Here is a 26,132-nt window from a genome sequence, read left to right as displayed (position 1 = left end):
ACGGCGACGATGAAGGGGTGCAGATGACCGAGGCGCAGGTGTGGACCATGCTGGGGGTGTTCACCACCCTCATGTTCGGCATGCTCACGATCGTGTCGGTCGGGTTCGTCCGCGTGCTGCGCGCCGAGATCGGCGGACTCCGCAGCGAGATCGGCGGCGTGCGCAGCGAACTCGGCGGCGAGATCAACAGCCTCCGCAGCGAACTCCACGGCGAGATCGGCACGCTCCGCGCCGAACTCAGCGGTGTGCGCGAAGAGATGCGGGCCCGCTTCGAGGCCGTCGACGCCCGCTTCGACGCGGTCGGGCACCGCATCGACGGGATCGACCGCGACGTGCAGATGCTCGTGCAGCGCACCTTCGGGGTCGACTGAGCGGCCCGGCATTCGGCTGAGCACCGTCCGTTCACCCGCGCGCCCCGTCGGAGCGGCCCGCCGAGACGAATTCCAGATGAACCGTCGACATGCGCCGCCGCTTCGCCCCCGCGCGGCGACTGCCCGCTGCTAGCGTCGAGGGCGATAGCGCCTAGGGTTCCGGGGCCGACCGCGAGGTCCGCCCGCCTGGTCCGAGCGGCGCCACGGCCGCCGCCAGCGACGACCGTCATCTGACAGGACAAAAGCCCGGAGGACCGGTTCGTCGCGCCCCGCGACGGGCAGAAGGTCCCCATGTCGCCCACCGCGCTCGCCCTCGTCCTCGCCGCCGCCGTCTGCCACGCGGCGTGGAACATCCTCGCCCACGGCGTGAGCCGCATCGGCATCCCCTTCCTCTGGTGGGGCGCGGTCGCCGCCTCCCTCGTCTGGCTCCCCCTCGTGCCCGCGACCGGCGGGCTCGGTCGAGCGCGACCCGAGGAGTTCGCCCTCGGCGTCGCCGTCTCGGCGCTGCTGCACTGCGGCTACATGCTCGTGCTGCAGCGCGGCTACGCGGGCGGGCGACTGTCGACCGTGTACGCGACCGCCCGCGGCACCGGACCGACGCTGACCGTGATCGTCGCGGTGACCGTGCTCGGCGAACGTCCCTCGCCCGCCGCGTTCGGTGGCATCGCGGTGATCCTCGCCGGCATCGTGGCCATCGGGCTGCTCGACCGCGGGCACGGCGCCGCCTCGCCGCACCTCGCTGCGGCACGCGCGGGAGCCGTTGCACCCAGACCTCGCGGCCGCCTCCGCGTCGACCCGGGCATCGCCTGGGGCCTCGCAACCGGAGTCGCCATCGCGATCTACACGGTCTGGGACGCGCACGCGGTGCGCGAGTGGGCCATCCCGCCCGTCGCGTACATGGTGGGCTGCACGCTCGGCGAGATCGTGCTCTACGCGGCGATGCTCGGCCGCCGGCGGCGCGAGCTGCTGCCCGTCGCGCGTCGGCACTGGCCGCGCATCCTGCTGTTCGGCGCGCTCTCCCCGCTCTCGTACATCCTCGTGCTCGTCGCCGTCACGATGGCGCCCGTCGCGCTCGTCGCCCCGATGCGCGAGGTCAGCGTGGTACTCGTGAGCCTGTTCGGCGCGATCGTGCTGCGGGAGAGCCGGCCGGGCTGGCGGCTCGCGGCCTCGGCGCTCGTCGTCGGCGGCATCGCCCTGCTCGCGATGTGAAGCCCGCCGCCGTTCCGATCAGGAGCCGGCGATCGGCCGCAGGTAGTGCTCGCCCCGCGGTGCGCGCCCGGAGGCCGCCACGGTGAAGCGCACGAGGTCGCTACGGTAGCGGTCGTCGGATGCCTCGAACACCCGCCCCTCGGCATCCCGGGAGATGCGCCGCAGCCGCAGCACCGGCGAGCCGAGCGGCAGCTCGAGCAGCGCCGCGTCGAGCTCGTCGGCGGCGACGGCGTCGATCTCGTGGTCGACGTCGCTCGAGCCGAAGCCATGCTCGGCGAGCACCTCCGTGATCGACACGGCGTCGAGGTCGATGCCGAACAGGATGCGCCCGGCGGGCTCGATGTAGCTGAGCCGCTCGAGCATGGCCGGTCGACCGTCAAGCCGGCGCAGCCGGAGCACGTGCACGACGAGCTCGCCCGGTTCCACGCCGAGCAGGAACGCCTGCTCTTCGTCGGCGCGGCGGAGCGAGACCTCCTGGGTGACCGCACCGGGCTCCGCGCCGAGCTCTCGCGCCCAGCGCGTGAACGGGATCGAGACGTCGACCGCCTGATGCGCCTTGCGCTCGATGACCCGCGCCGGCCGACCGCGGCTCGTCTCGATGAGCCCCTCCTGCCGAAGTTCGGCGAGGGCGTTGCGGATGGGTCCGCGCGAGGTGCTCCACCGCTCGGCGAGCTCGGCCTCGGTCGGCACCTCGTCGCCGGGCGAGAGCTGCCCGCTCGCGATGCGCTGCCGCAGCTCCTCGGCGATCTCCTTGTACACCATGGACGTCACGTAGGAATACTAGTTCGCGACGCGGCCCTCCGAAACGGCGGCGGTGTTCCGGACACCGAGTGTTCACCTTCGGCGGCAGAAGAGTGAACACCTCGTGAATGCGCGGCGAGATCGGTATACACCTTGCTGCGGGTCTGGCAGCGTTGCCGTCGCCAGCATCCGCACCCCTGCCTGAAAGGCCGCCATGATCACCCGCACCACGACCTCCGCGTTCGCGCTCCTCGGCGCCGCCGCCCTCGCCATCGGCCTCTCGGCCTGTTCGGGCACGGCCTCCGCGGGCGAGTCCGGCGACGACGCCGCCGGCTTCGCCGTCGACGCGAACACCCTCGTGTTCGGCGTCGTGCCCGACTCGGTCGACACCGAGACCAACTACCAGCCGCTCATGGACTACCTCGCCCAGGAGACCGGCAAGACCGTCGAGTACCACGAGTCGACCGACTACGCGGCACTCATCGAGGCCGCCGTCGCCGGCAAGATCGACGTCGCCTCCTTCTCCGGCTTCACCTACGTGACCGCGACGAACAACGGCGCCGAGATCACCCCGATCTCCTCGATCGTGACGGCCGAGGGCCAGGAGCCCGGCTACTACTCGCAGGCGATCGTCCCCGCGGGCAGCGACATCACCGACCTCGCGGGCTTCGCCGGCAAGAAGGTCTGCTTCGTCGACCCGTCGTCGACCTCGGGTTACCTCTTCCCGACGTACAACCTCCTCGAGGCCGGCATCGACCCCGAGCAAGACCTCACCCCGGTGTTCGCCGGCAAGCACGACGTCAGCGTCACCAAGGTCGGCGAGGGCGTCGAGTGCGAGGCGGGCTTCGCCGAGGACAGCGAGGTCGCGAAGAGCGACCAGGTCAAGGTCGTCGCGGAGACCATGGTCCCCGGCGCCCCGATCGTCGTCTCGAACTCGCTCCCGGCCGAGCTGAAGACGCAGATCACCGAGCTGCTCGGCGAGGTGACCATCGACGACATCATCGCCTCGGGCGTGACGAGCGCCGACTCCGACGGCTTCCGCTCGGTCTTCTTCGAGACCAAGCCCGTCGACGACGCGTACTACGACACCATCCGCGACATCTGCAAGAAGACCGACGCGGAGCAGTGCCAGGGCTGATCCCCGCGGCCTGACCACCCGAATGCACGCCACCGAACCGGAACGAGCCGACATGCCCAGCCCCGTCATCGAGGTGCGCGACCTCGACAAGCGATTCGACCGCACGCTCGCCCTCCAGGGCGTCGAGCTCACGATCGACCGCGGCGAGATCGTCGTGCTCCTCGGGCTCTCGGGCTCGGGCAAGTCGACGCTGCTCCGTCACCTCGACGGGCTCGAGACGCCGACCTCCGGTTCGGTGCGCGTGCTGGGCGAGGAGGTGCCGCGCCTGCGCGGCCGGCGCCTCCGCGCCCTGCGCGGCCGGGTGGGCTTCGTGTTCCAGCAGTTCGAGCTCGTCCCCTCGCTCACGGTGCTGGAGAACGTGCTCACCGGCTCCCTCGCCCGGCTCCGCGGCCCGCGCCTCGGCCTGTGGAGCTACCCGCGCCGCCTGAAGCTCGCGGCGCTCGGCCACCTCGACCGGGTCGGCCTCCTCGACCGCGCCTACCAGCGCGCCGACACCCTCTCCGGCGGGCAGCAGCAGCGCGTGGCCATCGCCCGCGCGCTCATGCAGGAGCCCGAGATCCTCCTCGCGGACGAGCCCGTCGCCTCCCTCGACCCCGAGTCGAGCGAGCAGGTCATGGCCCTCATCCGCGAGATCGCGATGGACGCGGGGCTCACCGTCGTGTGCAGCCTGCACCAGGTCGACCTCGCGCTCGCCTGGGGCGACCGCATCGTGGGCCTCCGCGGCGGCCGCCTCGTGCTCGACACCCCCACCGAGGGCCTCGGCAAGGCCGAGGTCATGGAGATCTACGGCCGGGTCGCGACGGCCACGGCCGAGCTCGAGGCGATCGAGACGGAGCTCGCGGATGCCTCTTCCGAGGCATCCCCGGAGCGCGCGGAGCCGCTCGCCGAGGGAGCAGCCCGATGACCGCGCTCGCGCCCGCCCCCCGCGCCGCCGCGACCACCGCCTCCGTCGCCGAGCGCGCCCCGAAGCACCGCCTCTCGCCGGAGCGGATCGCCGCCGGCTTCACCCTCGCCGCCCTCGTCGTGGCCTCGCTCTTCGCCCTGAACTCGCTCGGCATCTCGCTGCCTTCGATGCTCGAGAGCTGGTCCAACGCCGAGCGCTTCTTCACCCGGGTCGGCTCGATCAGCTTCCCCGAGCCGCTCGAGCTCGTCCAGCTCACCGCGCTCACGCTCGGCATCGTCGTGACGGGCACCCTGTTCGCGGCGATCTGCTCGGTGCCGATCGCCTACCTCGCCGCGTCGAACACGACGCCGGGGCCTGGGTGGCGCGCCGCCGCCCGCTTCATCACGGTCTTCACCCGCGCGCTGCCCGACGTCGTGCTCGCGATGGTGTTCGTGCTGCTGTTCTCGCTCGGCTCGCTGCCGGGCATCCTCGCGATCGGCATCCACTCGATCGGGATGATCTCGAAGCTCTTCGCCGACGCCATCGAGCAGATCGACGAGGGCCCGCGCCGGGCCGTCCGCGCCGCCGGCGGCTCGAGGCTGCAGGAGTTCACGAGCGGCATCCTGCCGCAGGTGCTGCCGAGTTGGGTGGCGACCGTGCTGCACCGCAACGACATCAACCTGCGCGGATCGGTCGTGCTCGGCTACGTCGGCGTCGCCGGCCTCGGTCTCGAGATGTCGCACGCCTTCAAATCGCTGAACTACTCCCTCGGACTCGGGGTCGCGATCGTCATGTTCGCGCTCTGCGTGCTGATGGAGCTCATCTCGAGCGCGGTGCGGCGCGCCATGCTGCACGGCGGCCGGACGAGCGGCGGCCCGCTCGCGGCGACCACGGTCGAGGCTGCGGCCCGCCGCCCCTGGACGGGCTCGCGCGTGCGCACGACGGTCTGGGGCTGGGTGACCGCGGCGCTCCTCATCGGTGCGGTCGCGGTCTGCAACATCCAGTGGGGCGACCTGGTCACGGTGTGGGCCAAGATCCCACCGGTCGCGGCCCAGTTCTGGCCGCCGAGCTTCGGCGCCTACGACTGGACGCGGATGTCGGGCGCGATGCTCGAGACGATCGCCATCGCGCTCGCGGCGGCCGTGCTGACGCTGCTCGCCTCGATCGTGATCGGCTCCTTCGCCGCTCGGAACGTCGCGCCGAACCCCGGCACCCGGGCGGGCGCGCGCTTCCTCCTCGTCGGCATCCGCGGGGTGCCCGAGGTGATCCTCGCGATCGTGCTCATCGTCATCACCGGACTCGGTGCCCAGGCCGGCACCCTCGCGCTCGCCTTCGGCGGCATCGGGCTCGCCGGCAAGCTCATCGCCGACTCGCTCGAGGAGGTGAAGGGCGGGCCCGAACGGGCCATCACCGCGACCGGGGCGAGCCGCTTCCAGCGCTACGCCGCCGCGACGCTGCCGCAGGGCGCGCCCGCGATCATCGGGCACAGCTTCTACCTCCTCGACACCAACATCCGGGCGGCGACGATCCTCGGCATCGTCGGCGGCGGCGGCATCGGCTACTACCTGCTGAACGCCGGCCAGGGCTCGAACTACGGGGTCGTGACCGCGATCGTGCTGATGATCCTCGTGACGGTGCTCGCCGTCGAGGGCCTCGCGATGTGGATGCGGCGGGTGTTCCGTTGAGCGCGGGGCTCCGCACCGGGCCGAACGCCGGGCGATACGACCTCGTCGTCGTCGGCGGCGGCGTCATCGGGCTCGGTGCGGCGTACGCGGGCCTTCGCCGGGGCCTCCGGGTGCTCGTCATCGAGCGCGGGGCCGAGGCGAACGGCGCCTCGGTCCGCAACTTCGGCCATCTCTGCGTGACCCCGCAGACCGGCGTCGCCCGCCGCCACGGCCTGGCCGCGCGCGAGCTCTGGCTGCGGCTCGCCCGCGACGCCGGGGTGTGGCTGCGCGAGTCGGGCACCCTCGTCGTCGCGCGCGCCGCCGACGAGCTCGCCGTGCTCGAGGAGCTCGCTGCCGCCAGGGCCGGTGCGGGCGACGCCCCCGAACTGCCGCGCGGGCGCGCCGAGGTCGAGCTGCTCGACGCCGCCGCGATCGCCGCCCGGCTGCCGATCCCCGCGGGCTCCGCGCTCGGCGGCGCGCTGCTGCCCCTCGATCTGCAGGCGAACCCGCGCCAGGCGCTCACCGCGATCACGGCGCACCTGCGAGAGCGGGGCGTCGCGTTCCGCTTCCGCACCGCCGTGGGCGCCGTCGAACCAGGCCGGGTCGTGACGAGTCGCGGCGAGGTGGCGGCGGAGCGGATCGTCGTCGCGACGAACCACGACGTCGACCAGCTCTTCCCCGAGGTCGCCGAGGAGCTCGGCATCGTCCGCTGCGGCCTCGACATGCTGCGCGTCTCGGCCGAGCTCGCCCGCCCGCTCGACGCGCCGCTGCTCACCGGCTGGTCGCTGCTGCGCTACTCGGGTTTCGCGGCGACGCCCGCGGTCACCGCCCTCCGCGAGCGGCTGCACGGCGAACGGCCCGACCTGGCCGCGCTCGACCTCAACCAGATGTACACGCAGCTGCCGGACGGCAGCCTCATCGTGGGCGACACGCACTACCGGGGCGCGGCCGTGACGCCGTTCCAGCCGGAGGCCGCCGCCGAGGCGCTGCTCGAGGAGTTCGAGACGCTGTTCGGCGCGGCGCCCCGGGTGCTCGAGCGCTGGCAGGGCGTGTACGCGAGCGCCCGCGACGAGTTCCTCGACCTCGAGGCCCGCCCCGGCGTGCACCTCGCCGCCGCGACGACCGGCATCGGCATGACGACCGGCCTCGGTCTCGCCGAGCACGTCGTCGCCGGCTTCGCCGACGCCGCACCCGGGCCGCGGGTGCGGCCCCAGACCCAGACGCCGCGCACGCGGCACCAGCAGGAAGGCACGAGATGACCATCGACCCCGCCACCGGACTCGCCGAGCCCGAGCTCGCCTCCCCCGAGGACCGCGAGGACGAGGACCTCGCCGAGCTCGCGGACTCCCAGGAGATCGAGCTCGTCGTCCTCGACCTCGCCGGCACGACGGTCCGCGACGACGGCCTCGTCGAGCGCGCCTTCGCCCTCGCGGCCGAGCGCGCGGGCTTCGCCCCGGAGGGCGAGCAGCGGGAGGCCGCGCTGCAGTACGTGCGCGACACGATGGGGCAGTCGAAGATCGAGGTGTTCCGAGTTCTCACCGGCGACGAGGCGGTCGCGCAGCGCGCCAACGAGGAGTTCGAACGCGCCTACGCAGAGCTCATCGACGAGGTGGGCGTCGAGGCGATCCCCGGGGCCGAGGCTGCGGTCCGCGCGCTGCGCGCGGCCGGGGCATCCGTCGTCCTCACCACCGGCTTCTCCCCCGCGACGCGCGACGCGCTGCTCGCCGCGCTCGGCTGGACCGAGCTCGCCGACCTCGTGCTCGCCCCCGCCGACGCCGGCCGCGGGCGCCCGCACCCCGACCTGCCGCTCACCGCGCTGCTGCGCACCGGCACGAGCTCGGTGGACGCGATGGCCGTCGTCGGCGACACCCGCAGCGACATGCTCTCGGGGGTGAACGCGGGTGCCGGGCTCGTCGTCGGCGTCCTGACCGGCGCGCACGACCGCGACGCGCTCGAGGAGTCCGGCGCCGACGAGGTGCTCGCCTCCGTCGCCGAGCTGCCCGCGCTGCTCGGGCTCGACGCGGAGCGCCTCGACACCGCCCCGGGTACGTCGGCGTGAGCCCCGCGCGCAGCTCGGCCGGCGCGGTGCTCGTGACCCCGTCGCCGGCGGCGATGGTGTGGCACGAGCCCGGCCGCGCCCACGAGTCGATCGCGGTGCCCGGCGTCGAGCTGCGCCCCGGCGAGGCGCTCGTCGAGATCGAGCTGGCGACGGTGTGCGGCTCCGACGTGCACACGGTGCTCGGCCACCGCCGGCAACCCGCCCCCGGTGTGCTCGGTCACGAGCAGGTCGGCCGCATCGTCGCCCTCGGCCCGGGCGGGGCCTCCTCCGTCGACGGCGCGGTGCTCGCGCTCGGCGACCGGGTGGTGTGGACCGTCACGGCGAGCTGCGGGGCGTGCGAGCGCTGCCTGCGCGGGCTCCCGCAGAAGTGCCACGAGCTGCGCAAGTACGGGCACGAGCGCCTCGAGCGCGGCTGGGAGCTCTCGGGGGGCTTCGCGACGCACGTGCATCTGCTCCGCGGCACGGGCATCGTGCGGGTGCCCGAGACGATGCCCGCCGAGCTCGCGGCGCCCGCCTCCTGCTCGACCGCGACAGCGGTCGCCGCGTTGGATGCCGGTGGCGGCGCCCCGCTCGACGGCGCGGAGGTGCTCGTGGCCGGCGCCGGCATGATCGGCCTCGCGGTCACCGCGATCGCGAGCGCGGCGGGCGCGACCGTCACGGTCGTCGACCCCGACGACGTGCGCCGCGATACCGCGCGGCGCTTCGGCGCACGCACGGTGCTCGATCCGAGCGACGGCGCGCTCGCCGGACAGCTCGCCGCGCACGGCCGTTCGGCGCCGGTGCTCTCCGTCGAGGCATCGGGCGCCGCCGGCTCGGTGCGCGCACTGCTCGAGACGAGCGAGGTGGGCGGCACGGTCGTGCTCGTCGGCAGCGTCTCGCCCGGGCCATCCGTGGAGCTCGACCCCGAGCGGATGGTGCGGCGCCTCCTCACCGTCCGCGGGGTGCACAACTACGCGCCCGCCCACCTGCAGGGGGCGATCGACTTCCTCGCGGCCACGCCCGGACCGTTCGCCGCCGAACGGCTGGTCGGCGCGAGCTTCCCGCTCGACGCGCTCGACGAGGCGCTCGTCGCCGCTGCGGCCGGCACGCACGTGCGCGTCGCCGTGGACCCGCACGCCCGCTGATCGGACGCGCGGCTCAGCGGTACTCGGGGTTCGCGCCGTACGGGTTCGGCTCGAAGCCGGAGTGCCGCCCCTCCTCCCACTCGGCGATCGAGTTGCCGCCGAGCGGGAAGCCGCCCGCGTCCTTCAGCAGGCGTGCGAGGTGGAGCAGGTTGTACGTGAGGAACGTCGTGTTCCGGTTGGTGAAGTCGTTCTCGGGTCCGCCCGATCCCGGGTCGAGATAGCTCGGCCCGGGACCCGCTTCGCCGACCCAGCCGGCGTCGGCGCCGGGCGGGATGGCGAAGCCGACGTGCTGCAGACTGAACAGCACGTCCATGGCGCAGTGCTTGATGCCGTCCTCGTTGCCGGTGATGATGGCCCCGCCGACCTTGCCGTAGTACACGTACTGGCCGCGCTGGTTCCGCTCGCCGCTCATGGCGTACAGCCGCTCGATCAGCCGCTTCGTGACCGAGGAGTTGTCGCCGAGCCAGATGGGCCCGCCGATCACGAGGACATCGGCCGCCTGGACGAGCGGCCACACCTCCTCGGGCCAGGCGTCCGTCGCCCAACCGTGCTCCCGCATGTCCGGGTACACGCCCGTCGCGACATCCAGGTCGACGAAGCGCAGGACGTCGACGTGCACGCCGTGCTCGCGCATGAGCGCGATGCTCGCGTCCATGAGCCCTTGTGTGTTGCTGCGCTCGGGGCTGCGCTTCAGCGTGCAGTTCACGTACAGCGCGCGCAGGTCGGAGAAGTCGGGGAGCTCGCTCATGCGGCGAGGCTAGGCCCGCGGGCGGGACGCGGCGAGGGGGTTGACGGCACGCGCGCGGTCCCGGGCGATGGCTCGGCGAGAGGCATCCGGGCTGCGGATGCTGGCGCTCGCGCCCGCGCTGCGGCAGGCTACGAGCAGACGGCGGGATGCCGCGGCGACCCGCCGCCCGCCCGGGAAGGAGCGCATGGTGTCGACGAGCACGGCGAAGCGGTCGGCGAGCACGGCGAAGCTGCACCGCGCCGACGTGTGGGCGATGGTGGCGGAGGCGCTCGGGCTCGCGATCCAGATCCCGCTCGTCTGGCTCGGGATCGCCTTCATCGTCGGCGACGACATCGAGGAGCTCGTCGGCTGGTGCCTCCTCGGCACCTTCTATCTCGTGGTCACGATCGTCGCGCTGAATCTCGCGGTGCGGCTGCCGGGCATGACGGGTCGGGCCGGCACCCGCCGGCTCCTCGCGCACCCGGCGATGCGCATCGCCGCGAGCCTGCTCACCTTCTCGTCGAGCACGGTCGGCGTCATGGCGGCGGTCCAGCTCATCGTGCTGCGCAACGACCCCGAGTGGAGCGGCTTCATCGAGCTCTTCGCGGTCTGGGCGATGCTCGTGGCCTGGGGGCTGTTCCACTGGGGCTGGGCGCGGATCTACTACTCCCGGTACCACCGGGCGACCGGCATCCGACCGCTCGAGTTCCCGAAGACACCGGAGCCGGAGCTCATCGACTTCGTCTACTTCGCCTTCACGAACGCGACGAACTTCTCGGTGTCCGACGTGCTGGTCACCACGACGCGGATGCGCTGGACCGTGATCTGGCACACCTCGCTCAGCTTCTTCTTCAACGCGCTGATCCTCGTGCTCGCGATCAACACGATCACCGGCATCCAGATCGACCCGGACCTGCTGAAGTAGCGCGCCCTCGCCGCGCCGCGGCCGCTCAGTAGCTGAGCAGGCTGTAGGCCTCGAGCCCGGCCGGCAGTGCGTCTCGGCCGTGCAGCTCGGCGAGCTCGATCGCGACGGAGACGCCCGCCACGTGCCATCCGGCCCGCTCGACGAGGCGCGCGGCGGCCGCGACCGTGCCGCCCGTCGCGAGCACGTCGTCGACGATCAGCACGCGCGTGCCCGGCGGCAGCTCGCCCTCGTGCACCTCGAGCGCGGCCGTGCCGTACTCGAGCGAGTACTCCTCGCGGAGCACCGCCCGCGGCAGCTTGCCCGCCTTGCGGATGGGCAGCACGCCGACGCCCGCCGCCACCGAGGCGGCCGCCGCGAGCAGGAAGCCCCGCGCCTCGACCCCGGCGAGCACGTCGAAGCGCCCGGCGAACGGCGCCGTCAGCGCCTCGGCGAGCGCGTGGAACGCCTCCCCGTCGGCGAAGACGGGCGTCAGGTCGCGGAACAGCACGCCCGGCTCGGGGAAGTCGCGGATGAGCGCAAGGCGCGACTCGACGAGGGCACGGGTTTCGGACTCGTTCACCGTGACAGGCTAGCCCGCCGCGAGGGGCCGCCAGCACGGCTCGGCCTTTCCAACCTTCGACGGATGCCTCGGCGCGCCGGATCGGCGACGATGGAAGCATCCCGATCGCTGGAGTCCCCCCGCATATGACCACGCTCAGCCCGAAGCGGCTCTTCCGCGGCCTCGCCTTCGCCGAGGCCGTCACCTGGACGATCCTCATCGTCGCCATGATCCTGAAGTACGCCGCCGGCGTCGAATGGGCCGTCCTCGTCGGCGGCTCGATCCACGGCTTCGTCTTCCTCGCGTACGCGGCGAGCTCGATCCTCGTCGGCGTGAACCAGCGCTGGAGCGTCGGCCGCATCGCGTTCGCCGTGCTCACCGCGATCGTGCCGTACGCGACGATCCCCTTCGAACTGCACCTCGTGCGCAGCGGACGCCTCGAGGGCGAGTGGCGGCGCGAGGCCACCGAGCACCCGGCCGACGGCGCTTGGTGGAACCGCGTGCTGCGCTGGTTCCTCGCCCGCCCGGTGCTGCTCGTCTCGGTCGCGGTCGTCGCGATCGCCGCGATCTTCGGCGGCCTGCTCGTGCTCGGCCCGCCCGGGGGCTGGCAGAGCTGAGCGGCGCGGACGCGGCCTCCACCGGCCTGCGCGAGCCGCGCTGCTCGCGCTACCGGCGCAGCCGGTTGACGAGCGCCGTCCAGACGAGGGCGGCCGTCGAGCAGACGAGCAGCCCGACGAAGACCCACGGCAGCCCCGCGAGCCCGATCGCGCCGTAGAGCACCGAGCCGAGCAGCGCGCCGCCGCCGATGCCGAGGTTGAACGCGGTCGTGTAGAACGAGGCCGCAGCGTCGCGGATGCGCGCGGACGCCGAGTGCAGCAGCCGGGTGTTCAGCATCGGCGGCAGGGCCCCGAAGGCCGTGCCCCAGAGCAGGAACGACGCGATCCCGACGATGGGCGATTGGGCGAAGGCGGCGAGGCCAGCGACGCCGATGCCGGTCGCGACGAGGGCGATGACGAGGCCGACGGTCGGTCGCCGCCCGAGCACCGTGCCGGCCAGCAGCAGGCCGACCGCTCCGGCGATGCCGTAGGCCAGCAGCATCGGGCTGATGGCGCTCGCCGGCAGGCCCATGACCTCGGTGATGAACGGCGCCACGAAGGTGTAGAAGGTGTACGCCCCCACCATCGTCACCATCGTGATGAGGCAGACGACGAGCACCGGCACGAAGGTGGGGTCGCGGCGCAGGCTGAGCGGCTCCGCGTCGGCGGCTGCGGCGTGGTGCGCCACCGGCGGCAGGAACCGCAGCACGAGCAGCGCGCCGACGAGCGCGGCGCCGCCCACGACTGCGAAGGCGAGGCGCCAGCCGAACGCCTGGCCGAGCGCGGTGCTGAGCGGCACGCCGAGCACGAAGGCGAGCGAGCCGCCGGCGACGCTGATGGAGACGGCTCGGGCGAGCTGCTCCTTCGGCACGAGGTGGCCGGCGTAGGCGCCGACGACCGACCAGAACACGGCGTGCGCGGCGCCGCCGAGCACGCGCGTCGCGACGACGGTCGGGTAGTTCGGTGCGAGCGCGGTGAGCACGCAGCTCAGCGCGAGGATGCCGAGGGTGATCACGATGAGCGTGCGGCGCGGGACGCGACGGGTGAGCGCCGAGAGCGGCACGGCGGCGATCACGACGGTGCCGGCGAACACGGTGACGAGCACGCCGATCGCGGGCTCGCCGACCCCGAGCTCGCGGCTCATGTCGGGCAGGAGCCCGGTCGGGATCATCTCGATCGTGATGGACAGGAAGACGGCGGTGGCCAGGGTGAGGAGCCCGAGCCAGGGGAACGGCGGCGCCGGGGTGGCGCGCGCCGACGAGGACGTGGTCATTGCGGATACCCAAGAGGGAGCGTGTCGCTCGTCGGCACCGGGGCGGGGCTCCGCGCGTGCGCCGCGACGAGGACTGCGCGCCGATGTGCGCGCCCAGGGCCGCCGGGAACCGACGACCGCGTCCAGTGTACCGGCGCGCGCGGGTGCACACTGGGAGCATGCCCATCCTCAACAAGGACATGACCCTGTGCATCTCGCTCTCGGCGCGGCCGTCGAACCTGGGCACCCGGTTCCACAACTTCCTGTACGACGAGCTCGGGCTGAACTTCGTGTACAAGGCCTTCTCGACCGACGACATCGAGGGCGCGGTGCGAGGCATCCGGGCGCTCGGCATCCGCGGCGCGAGCGTCTCGATGCCGTTCAAGGAGGCGGTCATCCCGCTCGTCGACGAGCTCGAGCCCTCGGCGCTCGCGATCGAGTCCGTGAACACGATCGTGAACGACGCGGGCCGGCTCGTGGCGGCCAACACCGACTACGAGGCGATCGCCGAGCTGATCCGCGCGAACGGGCTCGATCCCGAGGCGCGCGTGCTGGTGCGCGGCTCCGGCGGCATGGCGAAGGCCGTGGTCGCCGCGTTCCGCGACGCGGGCTTCGCCCGGCTGACGGTGCTCGCCAGGAACGCCGAGCTCGGGCCGGCGCTCGCCGAGAAGTACGGCTACGGCTGGATCGCGACGGACCCCGAGCCGGGCGCGGCGGAGGTCATCGTGAACGTCACGCCGATGGGGATGGCCGGGGCGGATGCCGAGACGCTCGCCTTCTCCCCCGAGCACATCGCCGCGGCGGCGGTCGTCTTCGACGTCGTCGCGTTCCCGGCCGAGACGCCGCTCATCCGGGCCGGACGAGACGCCGGCAAGCTCGTGATCTCGGGGGCGGAGGTGCACGCGCTGCAGGCCGCCCGGCAGTTCGAGCGCTACACCGGGGTCGCGCTCACGCCGGAGCAGGTCGCGCGCGCGGCCGCCTTCGCCCGGGAGTAGCCCGCTCCCCATGAAGTCAGTATTTGCGGGTCCGCGAGCGACGTGACCCGCAAATACTGACCACACGACCCCAGGCAGATGAGGCCGACAGGCAGCAGGGGGCCGGGCGGGCGAGGGCGGAGCGACGGGCGGGCAGGCAGGCGGGCCCGCGCGCCGCCGGTAGACTGATCCGGTCAGGCTTCCGTCCGCGGCATCCGTCGCTCAGCCCTGGAGACTCCCCTGTGACTCAGCCGGCCACCACCCCTGCTTCCGTGCTCGACACCGTCGACGTCGCGGCCTCCACGCCCGAGAAGGAGCAGCCCTACGCGGCCCTCGGCCTGAAGCCCGACGAGTACGAGCGCATCCGCAACATCCTCGGCCGCCGTCCGACGAGCGCCGAGCTCGCGATGTACTCCGTGATGTGGAGCGAGCACTGCTCCTACAAGTCCTCGAAAATCTACCTGCGCCAGTTCGGCAAGAAGGTAACGCCCGAGATGAAGCAGCACCTCATGGTGGGCATGGGCGAGAACGCCGGCGTGCTCGACATCGGCGAGGGCTGGGCCGTCACCTTCAAGATCGAGTCGCACAACCACCCCTCGTACATCGAGCCGTTCCAGGGCGCCGCGACCGGCGTGGGCGGCATCGTGCGCGACATCATCTCGATGGGCGCCCGCCCCGTCGCCGTCATGGACGCGCTGCGCTTCGGCGCCATCGACCACCCCGACACCGCCCGCGTCGTGCACGGCGTCGTCTCGGGCATCAGCTTCTACGGCAACTGCCTCGGCCTGCCGAACATCGGCGGCGAGACCTGGTTCGACCCCACCTACCAGGCCAACCCCCTCGTCAACGCCCTCGCGGTCGGCGTGCTGCGCCACGAAGACCTGCACCTCGCCAACGCCAAGGGCGCGGGCAACAAGGTCGTGCTGTTCGGCGCCCGCACGGGCGGCGACGGCATCGGCGGGGCCTCCATCCTCGCCTCGGACACCTTCGCCGAGGGCGGCCCGACCAAGCGCCCCGCGGTGCAGGTCGGCGACCCCTTCGCCGAGAAGGTGCTCATCGAGTGCTGCCTCGAGCTCTTCGCCGGCGACCTCGTCGAGGGCATCCAGGATCTCGGCGCCGCCGGCATCTCCTGCGCGACGAGCGAGCTCGCCTCGAACGGCGACGGCGGCATGTCGATCGTGCTCGACGAGGTGCTGCTGCGCGACCCCACGCTCACGCCCGAGGAGATCCTCATGAGCGAGAGCCAGGAGCGCATGATGGCCATCGTGCGCCCCGAGAAGCTCGCCGGCTTCCTCGAGGTCGTGCAGAAGTGGGATGTCGAGACGAGCGTGCTCGGCGAGGTCACCGACACCGGCCGCCTCTCGATCACCTGGCGCGGCGAGGAGATCGTCAACGTCGACCCGCGCACCGTGGCCGTCGACGGCCCGGTCTACGAGCGCCCGGTCGCCTACCCCGGCTGGATCGACGCGCTCCAGGCCGACTCGGCCGCGGGCCTCGCCCGCCCCGAGACGCCCGAGCAGCTGCGCGAGCAGTTCCTGCAGCTCGTCGGCTCGGCGAACCAGGCGGATGCCGCGTGGGTCACGAGCCAGTACGACTCCTACGTGCTCGGCAACACCGCGCTCGGCGCGCCCGACGACGCCGGCATGATCCGCGTCGACGAGGAGTCCGGCCTCGGCGTCTCCGTCGCGACCGACGCGAACGGCCGGTACTCGCAGCTCGACCCGAAGCAGGGCGCCAAGCTCGCCCTCGCCGAGGCGTACCGCAACGTCGCCGTCACCGGCGCCACGCCGATGGGCGTCAGCGACTGCCTGAACTTCGGCTCGCCCGAGAACCCCGAGGTCATGTGGCAGTTCTCGCAGACGGTCGAGGGCCTCTCCGACGGCTGCCTCGAGCTCGGCATCCCCGTCACCGGCGGCAACGTCTCCTTCTACAACCAGACCGGCGACGTGCCGATCCACCCGACCCCGGTCATCGCCGTGCTCGGCGTGATCGACGACGTCGCCCGCCGTGTGCCGAGCGGCTGGCAGGACGACGGCCACAACATCTACCTGCTCGGCGACACCGCGCTCGAGCTCGACGGCTCGGCCTGGGCCGGCACGGTGCACGACCACCTCGGCGGTCGCCCTCCGGCGGTCGACCTCGGGCGCGAGAAGACGCTGGGCGAACTGCTGAGCGCCGCGGCGCTCGAGGGGCTCATCGACTCGGCGCACGACCTCAGCGACGGCGGACTCGCGGTCGCCCTCGCCGAGGGCGTCTCCCGCTTCGGCGTCGGCGCCCGGGTGTTCCTCGGCGAGGTGGTGGAAGACGCCGGCATCGATCTCGCGACGGCCCTGTTCAGCGAGTCGACCGGCCGGGTCATCGTCACGGTGCCGCGCGAGGACGACGTGAAGTTCCGCGGGCTCTGCGAGGGACGCGGCTACCCGGTGCGCCGCATCGGCGTGACCGACGCCGCCTCCGACGCGCTCGAGGTGCAGGACGCCTTCACGGTCTCCGTCGACGAGCTCCGCGGCGTGAACCGCGCACCCCTCGCCGAGGCCTTCGGGCCGATCGTCGGGTACTGAGCGCCGATCGTCAGGCACTGAGCGCCGGTTCACCCGCGCGCTCAGCGCCCGGCCCCGTGTGAGACTTGTGGCGTGATCGAGGAGTACTCCGACGCCTACGCCGCGACGCACGGCCGCTTCACCGTCGTGCCCGCCGCCTACGTGCTGCTGCGCCGCGGCGACGAGGTGCTGCTGCAGCTGCGGCGCGGCACGGGGTACTACGACGAGCACTGGGCCTTCGGGGCGGCCGGGCACGTCGAGGCCGGCGAATCGCTGCCGGCCGGCGCCGCCCGCGAGGCCCGCGAGGAGCTCGGGGTCGGGCTGGCGCCCGGCGCACTGGAGTTCGTCACGCTGATGCACCGCACCGACGGCTCTGGCCGTCCGATCGAGCAGCGCTTCGACGTCTTCTTCCAGGCCCGCGAGTGGGCGGGCGAGCCCCGGTTGATGGAGCAGGGCAAGGCCGCGGGGCTCGACTGGTTCCCGCTCGACGCGCTGCCCGCCCCGGTCGTGCCGCACGAGCTGCGGGTGCTCGAGGCCCTGCGCGCCGCTCCGGTTCCCGGCATCACGACGTTCGGCTTCTGATCGTGGATCCGTCGATCATCGGCACCGTCGCGATGCTCGGCTTCGGAGCCGTCATCCTCATCGGGGTGATCGTGCGCTGGATCCGGGCCCCGCGCGGCGTCCGGTCCCGGCTGCGGCACGCCCTCGGCCCGATCGCCGGCGCCGGCGAGAGCTACCAGGAGCTGCACACCGGCCAGCGCGGCCTGCAGGCCTCCATCATCGAGGCGGTGCAGGAGCAGGAGCAGGGCGGCGGTGCCGAGCGCGACGCCGACGCCCCGCTCTGAGCGCCCCACCTCGACTTGCCCGACTTTCATGAAAGTCGGGCAAGTCGAGATGGGAGCGGAGGTCGGCGGCCCGCTCAGCCGCGACCGCGGGAGGCGTCCCAGAGGGCGGCCCAGTCGTCCGCCGCGAGGCGGCCGGGCGGGGTCGAGGAGGGGATGCCCCGGCGACGCAGCCACGCCTTCGGGGACCCCGAACCGGCGTCCGCCCAGCCCGTCCCGCCCGTCGCCGCGGCGGCCGCGGTGAGCCGCTGCGCGAGCCCGGCCCCGCGCCCCTGGAAGACCTCTCCGACGAAGCGCTGGTAGCTCCGCCGCTCGCGGGGGTCGACGAGCGGTCGCTCGCGCCGCTCGATCGTGAACAGGCCGCCGTCGACGGCGGGCACCGGCCGGAACGCCGACGCCGGCACCCGCCGACGCAGCCGGAAGCGATACCACGGCGCCCACTGCACGGTCAGCATGCTCGCCCCGCCGACGCCGCAGCGCCGCCGCGCCACCTCCCACTGGGTGAGGAGCACCGCCCGGTCCCAGCCGGGCGACTCCAGCAGGTGCCGGAGCGCGGCGGTGGTCACGTGGAACGGCAGGTTGGCGACGACGAGATGCGGATGCCTCGGCAGCCTCCAGTGCAGCAGGTCGGCGTGCACGACCTCGACGTGCGACCCGAGCTCGCGCCGCAGGCGCGCGACCCGTGCGGGGTCGAGTTCGACCGCCGTGAGCGGCCGGCCGAGCTCGGCGAGCGGCCGGGTGAGCGCCCCGCCGCCGGGGCCGAGCTCGACGATGGGGTCACGGCTCGTGCGGGCGAGCTCGACGATCTCGGCGACGACGCGGCGGTCGACGAGGAAGTTCTGCCCGAGCTCATGGCGGCCGCCGTGGCTCTGGCTGCGCGCGCTGTGCGGCTGCGCGCGCCCGCGCGCGCGTGAGGGACGTGGGTTCGATGAAGGCATGGATGCTCCGCTGACGAATGAACGCCGGGGACGCCGAAGCGCGCCGCGGCCGAGGACTCGGCTGGCGGCGGAGCGGGAGAGGGATCCGGTCGCTCCGCCTCAGGCGGTGCGGGGCCGAATGATCATCTGCGAGCACATGCACGACATGGTCCGCCACCCTAGCAAGCGCCGGCGAGCGCCGCGAATCGCTCGTGCGACGCCGCGTGACGCCGGGCGTCGGAGGCTCGTGCGACGCCGCGTGACGCACGGCGACGGAGGATGACGCCGGGGCTCGCCGAGGCATCCGTCCCGCGCGTACGCTCCCGCCATGACGCTCATCGACGACCCCACCGCCACTCCCGCCTCGTCGGCCGAGACCGCCGCGGACGCGGCGGACCGCGCCGCCCGCCTCACCGCCGCCGGCACCGCCTGGCACGAGCGCATCGCCGCCGCGCCGTCGAACGCCGAGCTCACCTACCGCGTCTCCGGCCGCGGCACCGGCGCCGTCGCGACCCGCATCATCGCCGGGAAGCACCGCTTCACCGTGGACGAGCCCGCCGCCCTCGCCGGGGACGACGCCGCGGCGAGTCCGGTCGAGTACGCGCTCGGCGCCCTGATCTCCTGCCAGGTCGTCGTGTACCGGCTGTACGCGCAGGCGCTCGGCATCGTGCTCGACGACGTCGAGATCAACGCGGAGGGCGACCTCGACGTGCGCAAGCTCTTCGGGATCGACGAGTCCGGCCGCGCCGGGTTCTCGGCGGTGCGCCTCGACGTGCGCCTGAGCGGTCCCGAGCCGAAGGAGCGCTACGCGGAGCTGCAGGCCGCGGTCGACGCGCACTGCCCGGTGCTGGACCTGTTCCAGAACCCGGTGCCGGTGCAGGTCACGCTCGGCTGAGCCGCGCGACGCCGCAGCCGCGCGACGCCGCAGCGAGCACGGGCGAGCGGCTCAGCGCCCGGCCGGCGTCACGTCCCAGGCGCCGGCTGCGCGAGCAGCTCCGCCCGTTCGGCGAGGTAGCCGGCGAGCGGCGTCCAGGCACCGGGGTCGCTCGGGTTCCAGCGCACCATGACCCGGCCCTCGCGGAGCGCCACCGGCCCACCGGCAGGCAGCGCCTCTGCACCCCCGTCGAGCGGGATCGGCACGGCGTCGAAGTCCACCGTCTCGCCGGCCGGGATGCCGCCCTTCACCGCCGCCGCGCGGTAGGCGCGCTGCTCGGCGACCGCGTTCGCGGTGACGGAGCGCCGGGCCGGGGCCTCCGCGCGCACGACCCGGCCGGCCGCGTACAGCCGCCCGTCGCCGTCGAGCAGCAGCGAGCCGAGTCGCCAGACCTCGCCGAGCCGGCGCATCCGCGCCGCCCGCGGCAGGCCGAGCCGACGGCGCGGGGGCTCGTAGGCGGCGAGCACCTCCCGGCGGGCTCCGGCCGCCGCGAGACGCCCGGTCGCGGCGACGACGGCGGCGCGCGCCTCGGCGAACGCCGCATCGCCCGCGGCGTGCGCGGATGCCTCGCCAGGCCCGTCGCTCATGGAGTGCAGCGTACCCGCCTTCACCGTCGGATCCGTGCGGGGCCGAGGGCCGCCGCGAGGCCGAGCAGCACGATGGCGACGACCACGAGTCCCCATCGCCCGGTGAACACGCCGAGCACGGCCAGCACCGTGCCGACGACGGCCACGATCGAGGCGGCGCGTCGCCGCACGGCGGGCCGCGTCCACCAGCTCGCGAGGAGCCCGCGCATCAGCCGACGAGGGTGAACGGGGTCGCCGTGGCGAGCTCGGCGAAGGCCCAGGTCTTCGCGCCGATGACGGGGTCGCTCGACACTCGCGTCGGCTGCTGCTTGGCGGGTTCGCCCTTCACGAGCCCGCGCGGGCCCCAGAACTCCCCGCCCGCGACCTCCGCGGCGGTGAGCGCGTGCAGCACGGGCTCCGCGCCGCGGTGCTTGCCCTGCGCCCAGGCGGCCTGCAGTGCGTCGGCGAAGCGATCGCCCCGGCTCGGCTCGTTCACGCCGGGAACGGTGGGGGTGCGACCGGAGATCGCGTAGCCGGGGTGCGCGACGACGCTCGCCACCGGCACGCCGGCGCGGCGCAGCCGGCGGTCGAGCTCGAAGCCGATCGACTGCCCCGCGATCTTCGACTGCGCGTAGGCGCGCCAGAAGTCGTACCCCCGCTCGAGCTGCAGCTGCTCGACCCGGAACGTCGAGAGCTTCGTCGACAGGGAGCCGAGCGTGATCACCCGTGCGCCGTCCGCGAAGCGGCGCGAGCCGGGGACGAGCTCGTCGCCGGAGCCCGCCGCGCCGAACAGCCCGGCGAGGAGCGCGAAGTGCCCGAGCACGTTCGTGGCGAGCACGAGCTCGTTGCCGTCGGGGCTCTCGAGTCGTCGTCCGGGCGTGTGCACCATGCCGGCGTTCAGCACGGCGCCGTCGAGCTGCGGCTCGCCGCGGAGCGCGGCGACGCCGGCGCGCACGGAGTCGAGCGAGGCCGTGTCGATGACGAGCGTCGAGACCCGGCCGCCGAGCTCGCCGCGGTCGGCTCCGGCAACCACCCGCTCGCGGATGACCGCGGCGGCCGTCTCGAGCCGTTCAGGGCTGCGCCCGGACAGCACGACGTGGGCGCCCGCGCCGACGAGTCGGGCGCTCGTGAAGAAGCCGAGCCCGGCGTTCGCGCCGGTCACGAGGTAGCGGCGGCCCGTGAGATCGGGCAGCGGCACGGGGTACCAGCTCATCGGGCGGGGCTCACAGCTCGCCGGAGGCGCCGTTGCCGGCGAGCTCCTCGTGGTGCTGGATGACCTCGGCGACGACGAAGTTGAACCACTTCTCGGCGAACGCGGGGTCGAGGTGGGCGTCTTCGGCGAGCGCGCGGAGCCGCTGGATCTGGCGCTTCTCGCGGTCGGGATCGCTCGGCGGGAGGCCGTGCGTCGCCTTCAGCCGGCCCACGTGCTGGGTGAACTTGAAGCGCTCGGCCAGCAGGTGGATGAGGGCGGCGTCGATGTTGTCGATGCTCGCTCGGATGCCGAGGAGCTCGGACATCGCGGCGTCCCGGTCGTCGATCGCGGTCATGCTTCGACCCTACTTCGCGCGGGCCGGCTTCTCGCGCGAGCTCGCGCATTCCGCGCCGGCGGGGCACCGGAGCCGTTGGCGGGCCGACCGCGCGAACGAGACCACGCGCGGCCGGCCCTCGTCCCGGCGTCGGCCCGCGATCCCCGGTGCGGGCCGACGCCGGGGGTCTAGGCGGACTCCGCCGCGCGACGCAGCATCGGCCGCGTCGAGACGAGCCCGAGGGCGACGACGCCGATCCCGGCGGCGAGGACCCCGGCGATCACGAGCAGCGCGAGCGGCTGCACGATGAGCGTGATGCCCGTGAGCGGCAGCATGACGACCGCGGCGACCACGGCGGAGCCGATCGCGGTGATCCGCAGCGGCGACATCACGGCGCGACGGCGGGCGGCGTCCATCGTCGGCTCGGGCATGCCGAGCATGTCGAGGGAGCGGTAGAGCTCGCGGCGGTCGAGGATCCCGGCGGCCTGGTTGACGCCGACGGAGCAGGCGACCATCAGGAACGAGCCGATGACGGTGATGAGGATGCCGGTGCGGATGTCGGCGATGAGCTCGAGCCCCTCGCGGTCCATCTCGCCCGAGCCGCCCATGGCATCGATGAGCGCGATGCCGACGCCCGCGAACACGGCCATGAAGCTCGTCATCGCGACCCCGGAGACCTGCCGCCAGGCGGCCTTCGGCGATTCGAGCACGCTGCGCGCGGCGAGGAGCTTCGCCGGCTTCGTCGCGCGCTTCGCCTGCCCCTGCGCGACGAGCCGGATCACCCACGGCCCGATGAGGTTCAGCACGGCCAGGGTGCCGCCGAACGCGGCGCTGAGGAACAGGAACAGCACGGATGCCTCGCCGGCCAGCTGCAGCCCGCTCATCAGCCCGAAGGCGAGGACGATCACGGCGGCGCCGATCACGATGCGCAGCCAGGAGAGCTTCGGGGCGTCCTGTCGCGTGCGCACGCCGAGCGGCGAGATCACGACCTGGCGGAGGCCGAGGACGGCGCTCACGACGGCGAGCAGCACGATGCCGAGCGGCACCACGAGGAGCACCGCCGCCGGCAGCAGCACCCCGTCGATGCCGAGCGGCTCGCCGCGGAACGGGACGAGCGCGATGCCGGGCATGATCGCGAAGTAGCCGACGATGCCGATCGCCGATCCCACGAGCGCGAGCATCGCCGACTCGATCACCGCGAGCGCGGAGACCGTCGCCGGGGTGGCGCCGAGCAGTCGCAGCGTCGCGAGGCGGTCGTCGCGGCGCCTGGCGGACAGCCGGGCGGCCGCGCCGCCGAGCGAGGCGAGCGGCACCACGAGGAGCACGAGTGCGATGACGGCGAGCAGCTGGTAGCCGACGGCGGTGTCGTCCGTCCAGCGCCAGAACGACTGCGCACCGCCGATGACGGTGAGCAGCAGCGCCGTGACGATCGCGAACGCGGTGATCGGCAGTAGGAGGGTCGCCGCGCCGGAGGAGCCGGGGCGGGCGAGCAGCCAGGCGACGCGGCCGATCACGCCCGGCCTCCCGGTGCGGGCAGCGGCACCGCGGTGGCGCCGGGGGCGGGCGGAGCCGGGGCCGGCGGCGCGACGGGCGCCGGGTCGGCCGCCGCACCGTTCGGCTGCGGCATCCGCTCGCCGACGATCAGGCCGTCGCGGACGTCGACGATGCGCGAGCAGCGCGCCGCGACCTCCGGGTCGTGCGTGACGAGCACGAGGGTGCGGCCCTGGCCGACGGTCGAGTGCAGCAGGGCGCCCATCACCTCGGCCGAGGTCGCCGAGTCGAGGGCGCCCGTCGGCTCGTCGGCGAACACGACGCTCGCGCCGGTGACCTGGGCGCGGGCGATCGCGACGCGCTGCGCCTGACCGCCGGAGAGCTGACCGATACGGCGGTCCTCGAGGCCGGCGAGGCCGAGCGCGGCGAGCCAGCCCCGGGAGTGCTCCTCGGCGCGGGCGCGCGGCATCCCGTTCAGCATGAGCGCGAGGGCGACGTTCTCGATCGCGGTGAGCTCGGGGATCAGGAACCCCTGCTGGAAGACGAAGCCGAACGCCTCGCGGCGCAGCCGGGAGCGGTCGCGCTCGCCGAGCGCGTTCACCTGCACGCGGCCGGTGCCGCCGAGGAAGGAGACGGTGCCGGCATCCGGCAGGGTGATGCCCGCGAGGCAGTGCAGGAGCGTCGTCTTGCCGGAGCCCGAGGCGCCCATGATCGCGAGCGACTCCCCGGTGCGCACGGCGAGCGACACCCCGGCGAGGGCGCGCGTCGGGCCGAAGGACTTCTCGAGGCCGGATGCCTCGATGACGAAGGAACTCATGCTTCGAGCCTGCCCGGCGAACGGCGGACGGCGCGTCGGGCGCGGGCATGATCCGGGGCGCGAGGCGTCATCCGCCCGGATGACCCGCCCCGCCGCCGCTGGGATGACCCCTTGAACGACCGAGTTGCCCGACTTCCATGAAAGTCGGGCAACTCGGGGAGTGGGATCGTGGTGGGATGCCGCGCGGCGAGCGATCCCCATCGCTCGCCGCGCGGGCGGGCGCCGGCCCCAATCCGGCGCCCGGCGATCAGCGCGGGGTGGCCCGGCGGATCACGAGGAAGCCGGCGACCGCCGCCACCGCTGCGGCGGCGAGCCCGAGCAGGGTCAGCCCGATCGGGGTCAGCCCGACGAGCCACGTCCACACGGCCGGCCACGACTCGGTGAAGGTCAGCGTGGCGATCAGGATCAGCACGAGCGCGACGGTGCTGAACAGCAGCACCATCATGCCGCGCACCCGCCAGCGCATGTAGATCGTCGTCGCACTCGCGCCGATGAAGAGCACGAGGAGCTGCAGCACGAAGGTCGAGAAGAAGTCGAACCCCCAGCCGAGCTGCCCGTACCAGAGGGCGTCGAACATGCCCGCGCCGATCCACCAGCCGTTCGTGAGCTGCTCGAGCTGTACGAGCGTCGCGATCGCGACAGCCATCTCGGCCGAGACGAGCACGAATATCACGCTCATGCCGAGCCAGAAGTCGCGCCTGGTCGAGCCGAAGCCGAGGGCGAACGAGAAGGTGTAGGCGACGGCCTGCACGCCGACGACGACGAGGTACCACTGCGGCGAGAGCACGGCCCAGCTGTAGCGGAAGCCCTCGCGGGCCTCGTCCATCGGCGCCCCGGCGCCGCTCATGATGAGCGCGATCACCATGGTGACGGCCCAGGCGCCGCCGAGGATCATCCAGGGCACCCCGAAGAAGATCGTGGGGTTCACGGCGAGCAGGCGCACGATGCGCCAGACCTCTCCGACGCGGAGCCGGGGTGCCCCGAGCTCGCGCTCGGCGGTGGCGGTGGCGACGACGGTCATGCGGCGACCTCCTTCTCGGTCGCACCGGCGAGGTCGGCGCCGGTGAGGTGGACGATGAGCTGCTGGAGCGAGACCGGCGCGAGCTCGAGACCGAGCTCGGCGGCCCGGACGCGCTCCTCGCGGTCGAGACGGCCGTCGATGGTGACCGAGGCGAGCCCGCCGAGGCCCTCGCGGCCGATGATGGGCCGGCCCTGCACGAACTCCTCGACGACCGAGCGGGCGCCGGCGATCGTGGTCGCCTGTCCGCGCACCTCCTCGGCGTCGCGGTCGAGCAGGATGCGGCCCTGGTCGATCAGGATGACATGCTCGAGGAGGTTCGCGACCTCGTCGATCAGGTGCGTCGAGAGCACGATGGTGCGGGGGCGCTCCGCGTAGTCCTCGAGCAGCCGGTCGTAGAAGATGTGCCGCGCGACCGCGTCGAGGCCGAGGTAGGGCTCGTCGAAGAAGGTGAGCGGGGCGCGGCTCGCGAGGCCGACGATGACGCCGACGGCGGAGAGCTGCCCGCGGGAGAGCTTCTTGATGGGCCGCTTCAGCGGGAGGCGGAAGTCGGCGATCAGGCGCTCCGCGAACTCGGCGTCCCAGTTCTCGAAGAACCACGGCGCCGAGGTGAAGACGTGCTTCGGCGTGAAGTCCTCGGGGTAGCGCTGCGACTCGGCGATGAAGCAGAGCCGGCGCAGCACGTCGGCGTGCTCGGCGGGCGTGCGGCCGAACACCTCGAGCTCGCCCTCGTTCGGGAAGAGCTGGCCGGTGAGCAGCTGCATGAGCGTCGTCTTGCCGGCGCCGTTGCGGCCGAGGAGGCCGTAGATGCGGTGCTCCTCGAGCGCGAAGTCGACGCGGTCGACGGCTGCGAAGGAGCCGTAGCGCTTGGTGAGACCGCTGGCGCGGACCACGGTGCTGGTCATGATGCGATCCTTTCCGCGCGGATGAGTGCCGCGAGGTCGTCGATGGTGATGCCGAGCTTCTCGGCCTCGATGATGAGCGGGCGGAGGTACTCCGCCGAGAAGTCGGCCCGCCGGCGCTCGACGAGCCGGTCACGGGCGCCCTCGGTCACGAACATGCCGATGCCCCTTCGTTTGACCACGATGCCGTCGTCGACAAGGCGGGTCACCCCTTTCAGTGCGGTCGCCGGATTGATCCGGTAGAACGCGGCGAACTCGTTCGTCGAGGGGATCTGCGAGCCTTCCGCGATGACCCCGTCGATGATGTCGTTCTCGATCTGCTCCGCGATCTGGAGGAAGATCGGGCGGGATTCGTCCATTCCGGCCTTCCTGTGCGTC

General features: G+C 73.3%; 29 protein-coding genes. 15 read left to right on the top strand and 14 right to left on the bottom strand.

All coding sequences use genetic code 11. The features are described from left to right. Nucleotides 1-23 precede the first annotated feature (23 nt). Nucleotides 24-371: a hypothetical protein gene (locus QSJ60_RS03815; protein ID WP_285462654.1), complete on the top strand. Its 348-nt coding sequence runs from the start codon at nucleotides 24-26 to the stop codon at nucleotides 369-371. Nucleotides 372-662: 291 nt separating this feature from the next. Beyond that, on the top strand, nucleotides 663-1,580 hold the full coding sequence (locus tag QSJ60_RS03810; protein ID WP_285462653.1) for an EamA family transporter: 918 nt from the start codon (nucleotides 663-665) through the stop codon (nucleotides 1,578-1,580). An 18-nt stretch (nucleotides 1,581-1,598) separates the two neighbouring features. Here QSJ60_RS03810 and QSJ60_RS03805 read toward each other — a convergent pair whose 3' ends face one another. Further along, nucleotides 1,599-2,342 carry a GntR family transcriptional regulator gene (locus tag QSJ60_RS03805; RefSeq protein ID WP_285465250.1) on the bottom strand — a complete coding sequence of 248 codons (744 nt, stop codon included), beginning with the start codon at nucleotides 2,340-2,342 and terminating at the stop codon, nucleotides 1,599-1,601. A gap of 193 nt (nucleotides 2,343-2,535) precedes the next feature. On the opposite strand from QSJ60_RS03805, the gene QSJ60_RS03800 reads away from it, so the two are divergent. From QSJ60_RS03800 to QSJ60_RS03775, 6 genes are read left to right on the top strand one after another with little or no spacing between them, the layout of a single operon-like run. After that, nucleotides 2,536-3,459: a phosphate/phosphite/phosphonate ABC transporter substrate-binding protein gene (locus tag QSJ60_RS03800; protein ID WP_285462651.1), complete on the top strand. Its 924-nt coding sequence runs from the start codon at nucleotides 2,536-2,538 to the stop codon at nucleotides 3,457-3,459. Between the two features lie 52 nt (nucleotides 3,460-3,511). After that, nucleotides 3,512-4,363 (top strand): phosphonate ABC transporter ATP-binding protein, encoded by an 852-nt coding sequence (gene phnC, locus QSJ60_RS03795; protein ID WP_230768392.1) that lies wholly within the window; start codon nucleotides 3,512-3,514, stop codon nucleotides 4,361-4,363. Next, nucleotides 4,360-6,027, top strand: a complete 1,668-nt coding sequence (locus QSJ60_RS03790) for a PhnE/PtxC family ABC transporter permease (protein WP_285462648.1) — start codon at nucleotides 4,360-4,362, stop codon at nucleotides 6,025-6,027. The genes phnC and QSJ60_RS03790 overlap by 4 nt, the downstream gene beginning before the upstream one ends. Further along, nucleotides 6,024-7,265 (top strand): TIGR03364 family FAD-dependent oxidoreductase, encoded by a 1,242-nt coding sequence (locus QSJ60_RS03785; protein ID WP_285462647.1) that lies wholly within the window; start codon nucleotides 6,024-6,026, stop codon nucleotides 7,263-7,265. Before QSJ60_RS03790 ends, QSJ60_RS03785 begins: the two co-directional genes overlap by 4 nt. Beyond that, nucleotides 7,262-8,065, top strand: a complete 804-nt coding sequence (locus QSJ60_RS03780) for a phosphonatase-like hydrolase (protein WP_285462646.1) — start codon at nucleotides 7,262-7,264, stop codon at nucleotides 8,063-8,065. Before QSJ60_RS03785 ends, QSJ60_RS03780 begins: the two co-directional genes overlap by 4 nt. Next, the gene (locus QSJ60_RS03775) at nucleotides 8,062-9,189 is read left to right on the top strand and encodes a zinc-binding dehydrogenase (RefSeq protein ID WP_285462645.1); all 1,128 of its coding nucleotides are present in this window, start codon (nucleotides 8,062-8,064) and stop codon (nucleotides 9,187-9,189) included. Before QSJ60_RS03780 ends, QSJ60_RS03775 begins: the two co-directional genes overlap by 4 nt. A gap of 13 nt (nucleotides 9,190-9,202) precedes the next feature. Here QSJ60_RS03775 and QSJ60_RS03770 read toward each other — a convergent pair whose 3' ends face one another. Next, entirely contained in the window at nucleotides 9,203-9,937 is a 735-nt protein-coding gene (locus tag QSJ60_RS03770) for a flavodoxin family protein (protein ID WP_285462643.1), read from the bottom strand. Nucleotides 9,938-10,124: 187 nt separating this feature from the next. Between QSJ60_RS03770 and QSJ60_RS03765 the strand changes: the two genes are divergently transcribed. Next, nucleotides 10,125-10,841 (top strand): DUF1345 domain-containing protein, encoded by a 717-nt coding sequence (locus tag QSJ60_RS03765; protein ID WP_285462641.1) that lies wholly within the window; start codon nucleotides 10,125-10,127, stop codon nucleotides 10,839-10,841. A 25-nt stretch (nucleotides 10,842-10,866) separates the two neighbouring features. Here the strand turns inward: QSJ60_RS03765 and QSJ60_RS03760 are convergent, their stop codons facing one another. Next, a complete protein-coding gene (locus QSJ60_RS03760) occupies nucleotides 10,867-11,400 on the bottom strand; it encodes an adenine phosphoribosyltransferase (protein ID WP_285462640.1) in 534 nt (177 codons plus the stop codon). A gap of 125 nt (nucleotides 11,401-11,525) precedes the next feature. Between QSJ60_RS03760 and QSJ60_RS03755 the strand changes: the two genes are divergently transcribed. Continuing rightward, a complete protein-coding gene (locus QSJ60_RS03755) occupies nucleotides 11,526-11,996 on the top strand; it encodes a DUF3817 domain-containing protein (protein WP_189084345.1) in 471 nt (156 codons plus the stop codon). Nucleotides 11,997-12,045: 49 nt separating this feature from the next. Here QSJ60_RS03755 and QSJ60_RS03750 read toward each other — a convergent pair whose 3' ends face one another. Next, nucleotides 12,046-13,248, bottom strand: coding sequence for an MFS transporter (locus tag QSJ60_RS03750; RefSeq protein ID WP_230768376.1), 1,203 nt, complete (start codon nucleotides 13,246-13,248; stop codon nucleotides 12,046-12,048). Nucleotides 13,249-13,406: 158 nt separating this feature from the next. Here QSJ60_RS03750 and QSJ60_RS03745 point away from each other — a divergent pair, with 158 nt between their 5' ends. The 4 genes from QSJ60_RS03745 (at nucleotide 13,407) to QSJ60_RS03730 (ending at nucleotide 17,586) form a co-directional block, all read left to right on the top strand. Further along, nucleotides 13,407-14,222 (top strand): shikimate 5-dehydrogenase, encoded by an 816-nt coding sequence (locus tag QSJ60_RS03745; protein ID WP_285462637.1) that lies wholly within the window; start codon nucleotides 13,407-13,409, stop codon nucleotides 14,220-14,222. A gap of 221 nt (nucleotides 14,223-14,443) precedes the next feature. Beyond that, nucleotides 14,444-16,762, top strand: coding sequence for a phosphoribosylformylglycinamidine synthase subunit PurL (gene purL, locus QSJ60_RS03740; RefSeq protein WP_285462635.1), 2,319 nt, complete (start codon nucleotides 14,444-14,446; stop codon nucleotides 16,760-16,762). A 72-nt stretch (nucleotides 16,763-16,834) separates the two neighbouring features. Then, nucleotides 16,835-17,323 carry an NUDIX hydrolase gene (locus QSJ60_RS03735; protein ID WP_285462634.1) on the top strand — a complete coding sequence of 163 codons (489 nt, stop codon included), beginning with the start codon at nucleotides 16,835-16,837 and terminating at the stop codon, nucleotides 17,321-17,323. Between the two features lie 2 nt (nucleotides 17,324-17,325). Further along, nucleotides 17,326-17,586, top strand: a complete 261-nt coding sequence (locus tag QSJ60_RS03730) for a hypothetical protein (protein ID WP_285462633.1) — start codon at nucleotides 17,326-17,328, stop codon at nucleotides 17,584-17,586. Nucleotides 17,587-17,660: 74 nt separating this feature from the next. On the opposite strand, the gene erm is transcribed toward QSJ60_RS03730, so the two are convergent. Beyond that, nucleotides 17,661-18,521 (bottom strand): 23S ribosomal RNA methyltransferase Erm, encoded by an 861-nt coding sequence (gene erm / locus QSJ60_RS03725; RefSeq protein WP_230768367.1) that lies wholly within the window; start codon nucleotides 18,519-18,521, stop codon nucleotides 17,661-17,663. Between the two features lie 307 nt (nucleotides 18,522-18,828). Between erm and QSJ60_RS03720 the strand changes: the two genes are divergently transcribed. Next, complete coding sequence (locus tag QSJ60_RS03720; RefSeq protein WP_230768365.1) at nucleotides 18,829-19,395, top strand: OsmC family protein; 567 nt, start codon at nucleotides 18,829-18,831, stop codon at nucleotides 19,393-19,395. Between the two features lie 68 nt (nucleotides 19,396-19,463). On the opposite strand, the gene QSJ60_RS03715 is transcribed toward QSJ60_RS03720, so the two are convergent. The 9 genes from QSJ60_RS03715 to QSJ60_RS03675 all read right to left on the bottom strand — a co-directional run bounded on the left by QSJ60_RS03715 (nucleotide 19,464) and on the right by QSJ60_RS03675 (nucleotide 26,113). After that, a complete protein-coding gene (locus tag QSJ60_RS03715) occupies nucleotides 19,464-20,021 on the bottom strand; it encodes a hypothetical protein (RefSeq protein ID WP_285462632.1) in 558 nt (185 codons plus the stop codon). A gap of 20 nt (nucleotides 20,022-20,041) precedes the next feature. Beyond that, nucleotides 20,042-20,230 carry a hypothetical protein gene (locus tag QSJ60_RS03710; RefSeq protein ID WP_230768361.1) on the bottom strand — a complete coding sequence of 63 codons (189 nt, stop codon included), beginning with the start codon at nucleotides 20,228-20,230 and terminating at the stop codon, nucleotides 20,042-20,044. Next, nucleotides 20,230-21,213 (bottom strand): SDR family NAD(P)-dependent oxidoreductase, encoded by a 984-nt coding sequence (locus tag QSJ60_RS03705; protein WP_285462630.1) that lies wholly within the window; start codon nucleotides 21,211-21,213, stop codon nucleotides 20,230-20,232. The genes QSJ60_RS03710 and QSJ60_RS03705 overlap by 1 nt, the downstream gene beginning before the upstream one ends. Nucleotides 21,214-21,223: 10 nt before the next feature. After that, nucleotides 21,224-21,547: a chorismate mutase gene (locus QSJ60_RS03700; RefSeq protein WP_189084335.1), complete on the bottom strand. Its 324-nt coding sequence runs from the start codon at nucleotides 21,545-21,547 to the stop codon at nucleotides 21,224-21,226. A gap of 167 nt (nucleotides 21,548-21,714) precedes the next feature. After that, the gene (locus tag QSJ60_RS03695) at nucleotides 21,715-23,040 is read right to left on the bottom strand and encodes an FtsX-like permease family protein (RefSeq protein ID WP_285462627.1); all 1,326 of its coding nucleotides are present in this window, start codon (nucleotides 23,038-23,040) and stop codon (nucleotides 21,715-21,717) included. Beyond that, complete coding sequence (locus QSJ60_RS03690) at nucleotides 23,037-23,834, bottom strand: ABC transporter ATP-binding protein (protein WP_285462626.1); 798 nt, start codon at nucleotides 23,832-23,834, stop codon at nucleotides 23,037-23,039. Before QSJ60_RS03690 ends, QSJ60_RS03695 begins: the two co-directional genes overlap by 4 nt. Before the next feature lie 247 nt (nucleotides 23,835-24,081). Then, nucleotides 24,082-24,855 carry a hypothetical protein gene (locus tag QSJ60_RS03685; protein WP_230768353.1) on the bottom strand — a complete coding sequence of 258 codons (774 nt, stop codon included), beginning with the start codon at nucleotides 24,853-24,855 and terminating at the stop codon, nucleotides 24,082-24,084. Continuing rightward, nucleotides 24,852-25,757: an ABC transporter ATP-binding protein gene (locus QSJ60_RS03680; RefSeq protein ID WP_189084331.1), complete on the bottom strand. Its 906-nt coding sequence runs from the start codon at nucleotides 25,755-25,757 to the stop codon at nucleotides 24,852-24,854. Before QSJ60_RS03680 ends, QSJ60_RS03685 begins: the two co-directional genes overlap by 4 nt. Further along, complete coding sequence (locus tag QSJ60_RS03675; protein ID WP_230768352.1) at nucleotides 25,754-26,113, bottom strand: GntR family transcriptional regulator; 360 nt, start codon at nucleotides 26,111-26,113, stop codon at nucleotides 25,754-25,756. The genes QSJ60_RS03680 and QSJ60_RS03675 overlap by 4 nt, the downstream gene beginning before the upstream one ends. Nucleotides 26,114-26,132: the final 19 nt, after the last annotated feature.

The organism is Agromyces sp. NBRC 114283, assembly GCF_030268405.1.
Taxonomy (GTDB): Bacteria; Actinomycetota; Actinomycetes; order Actinomycetales; family Microbacteriaceae; genus Agromyces; species Agromyces mediolanus.
This window is presented reverse-complemented; position numbering and strand designations above follow the sequence as displayed.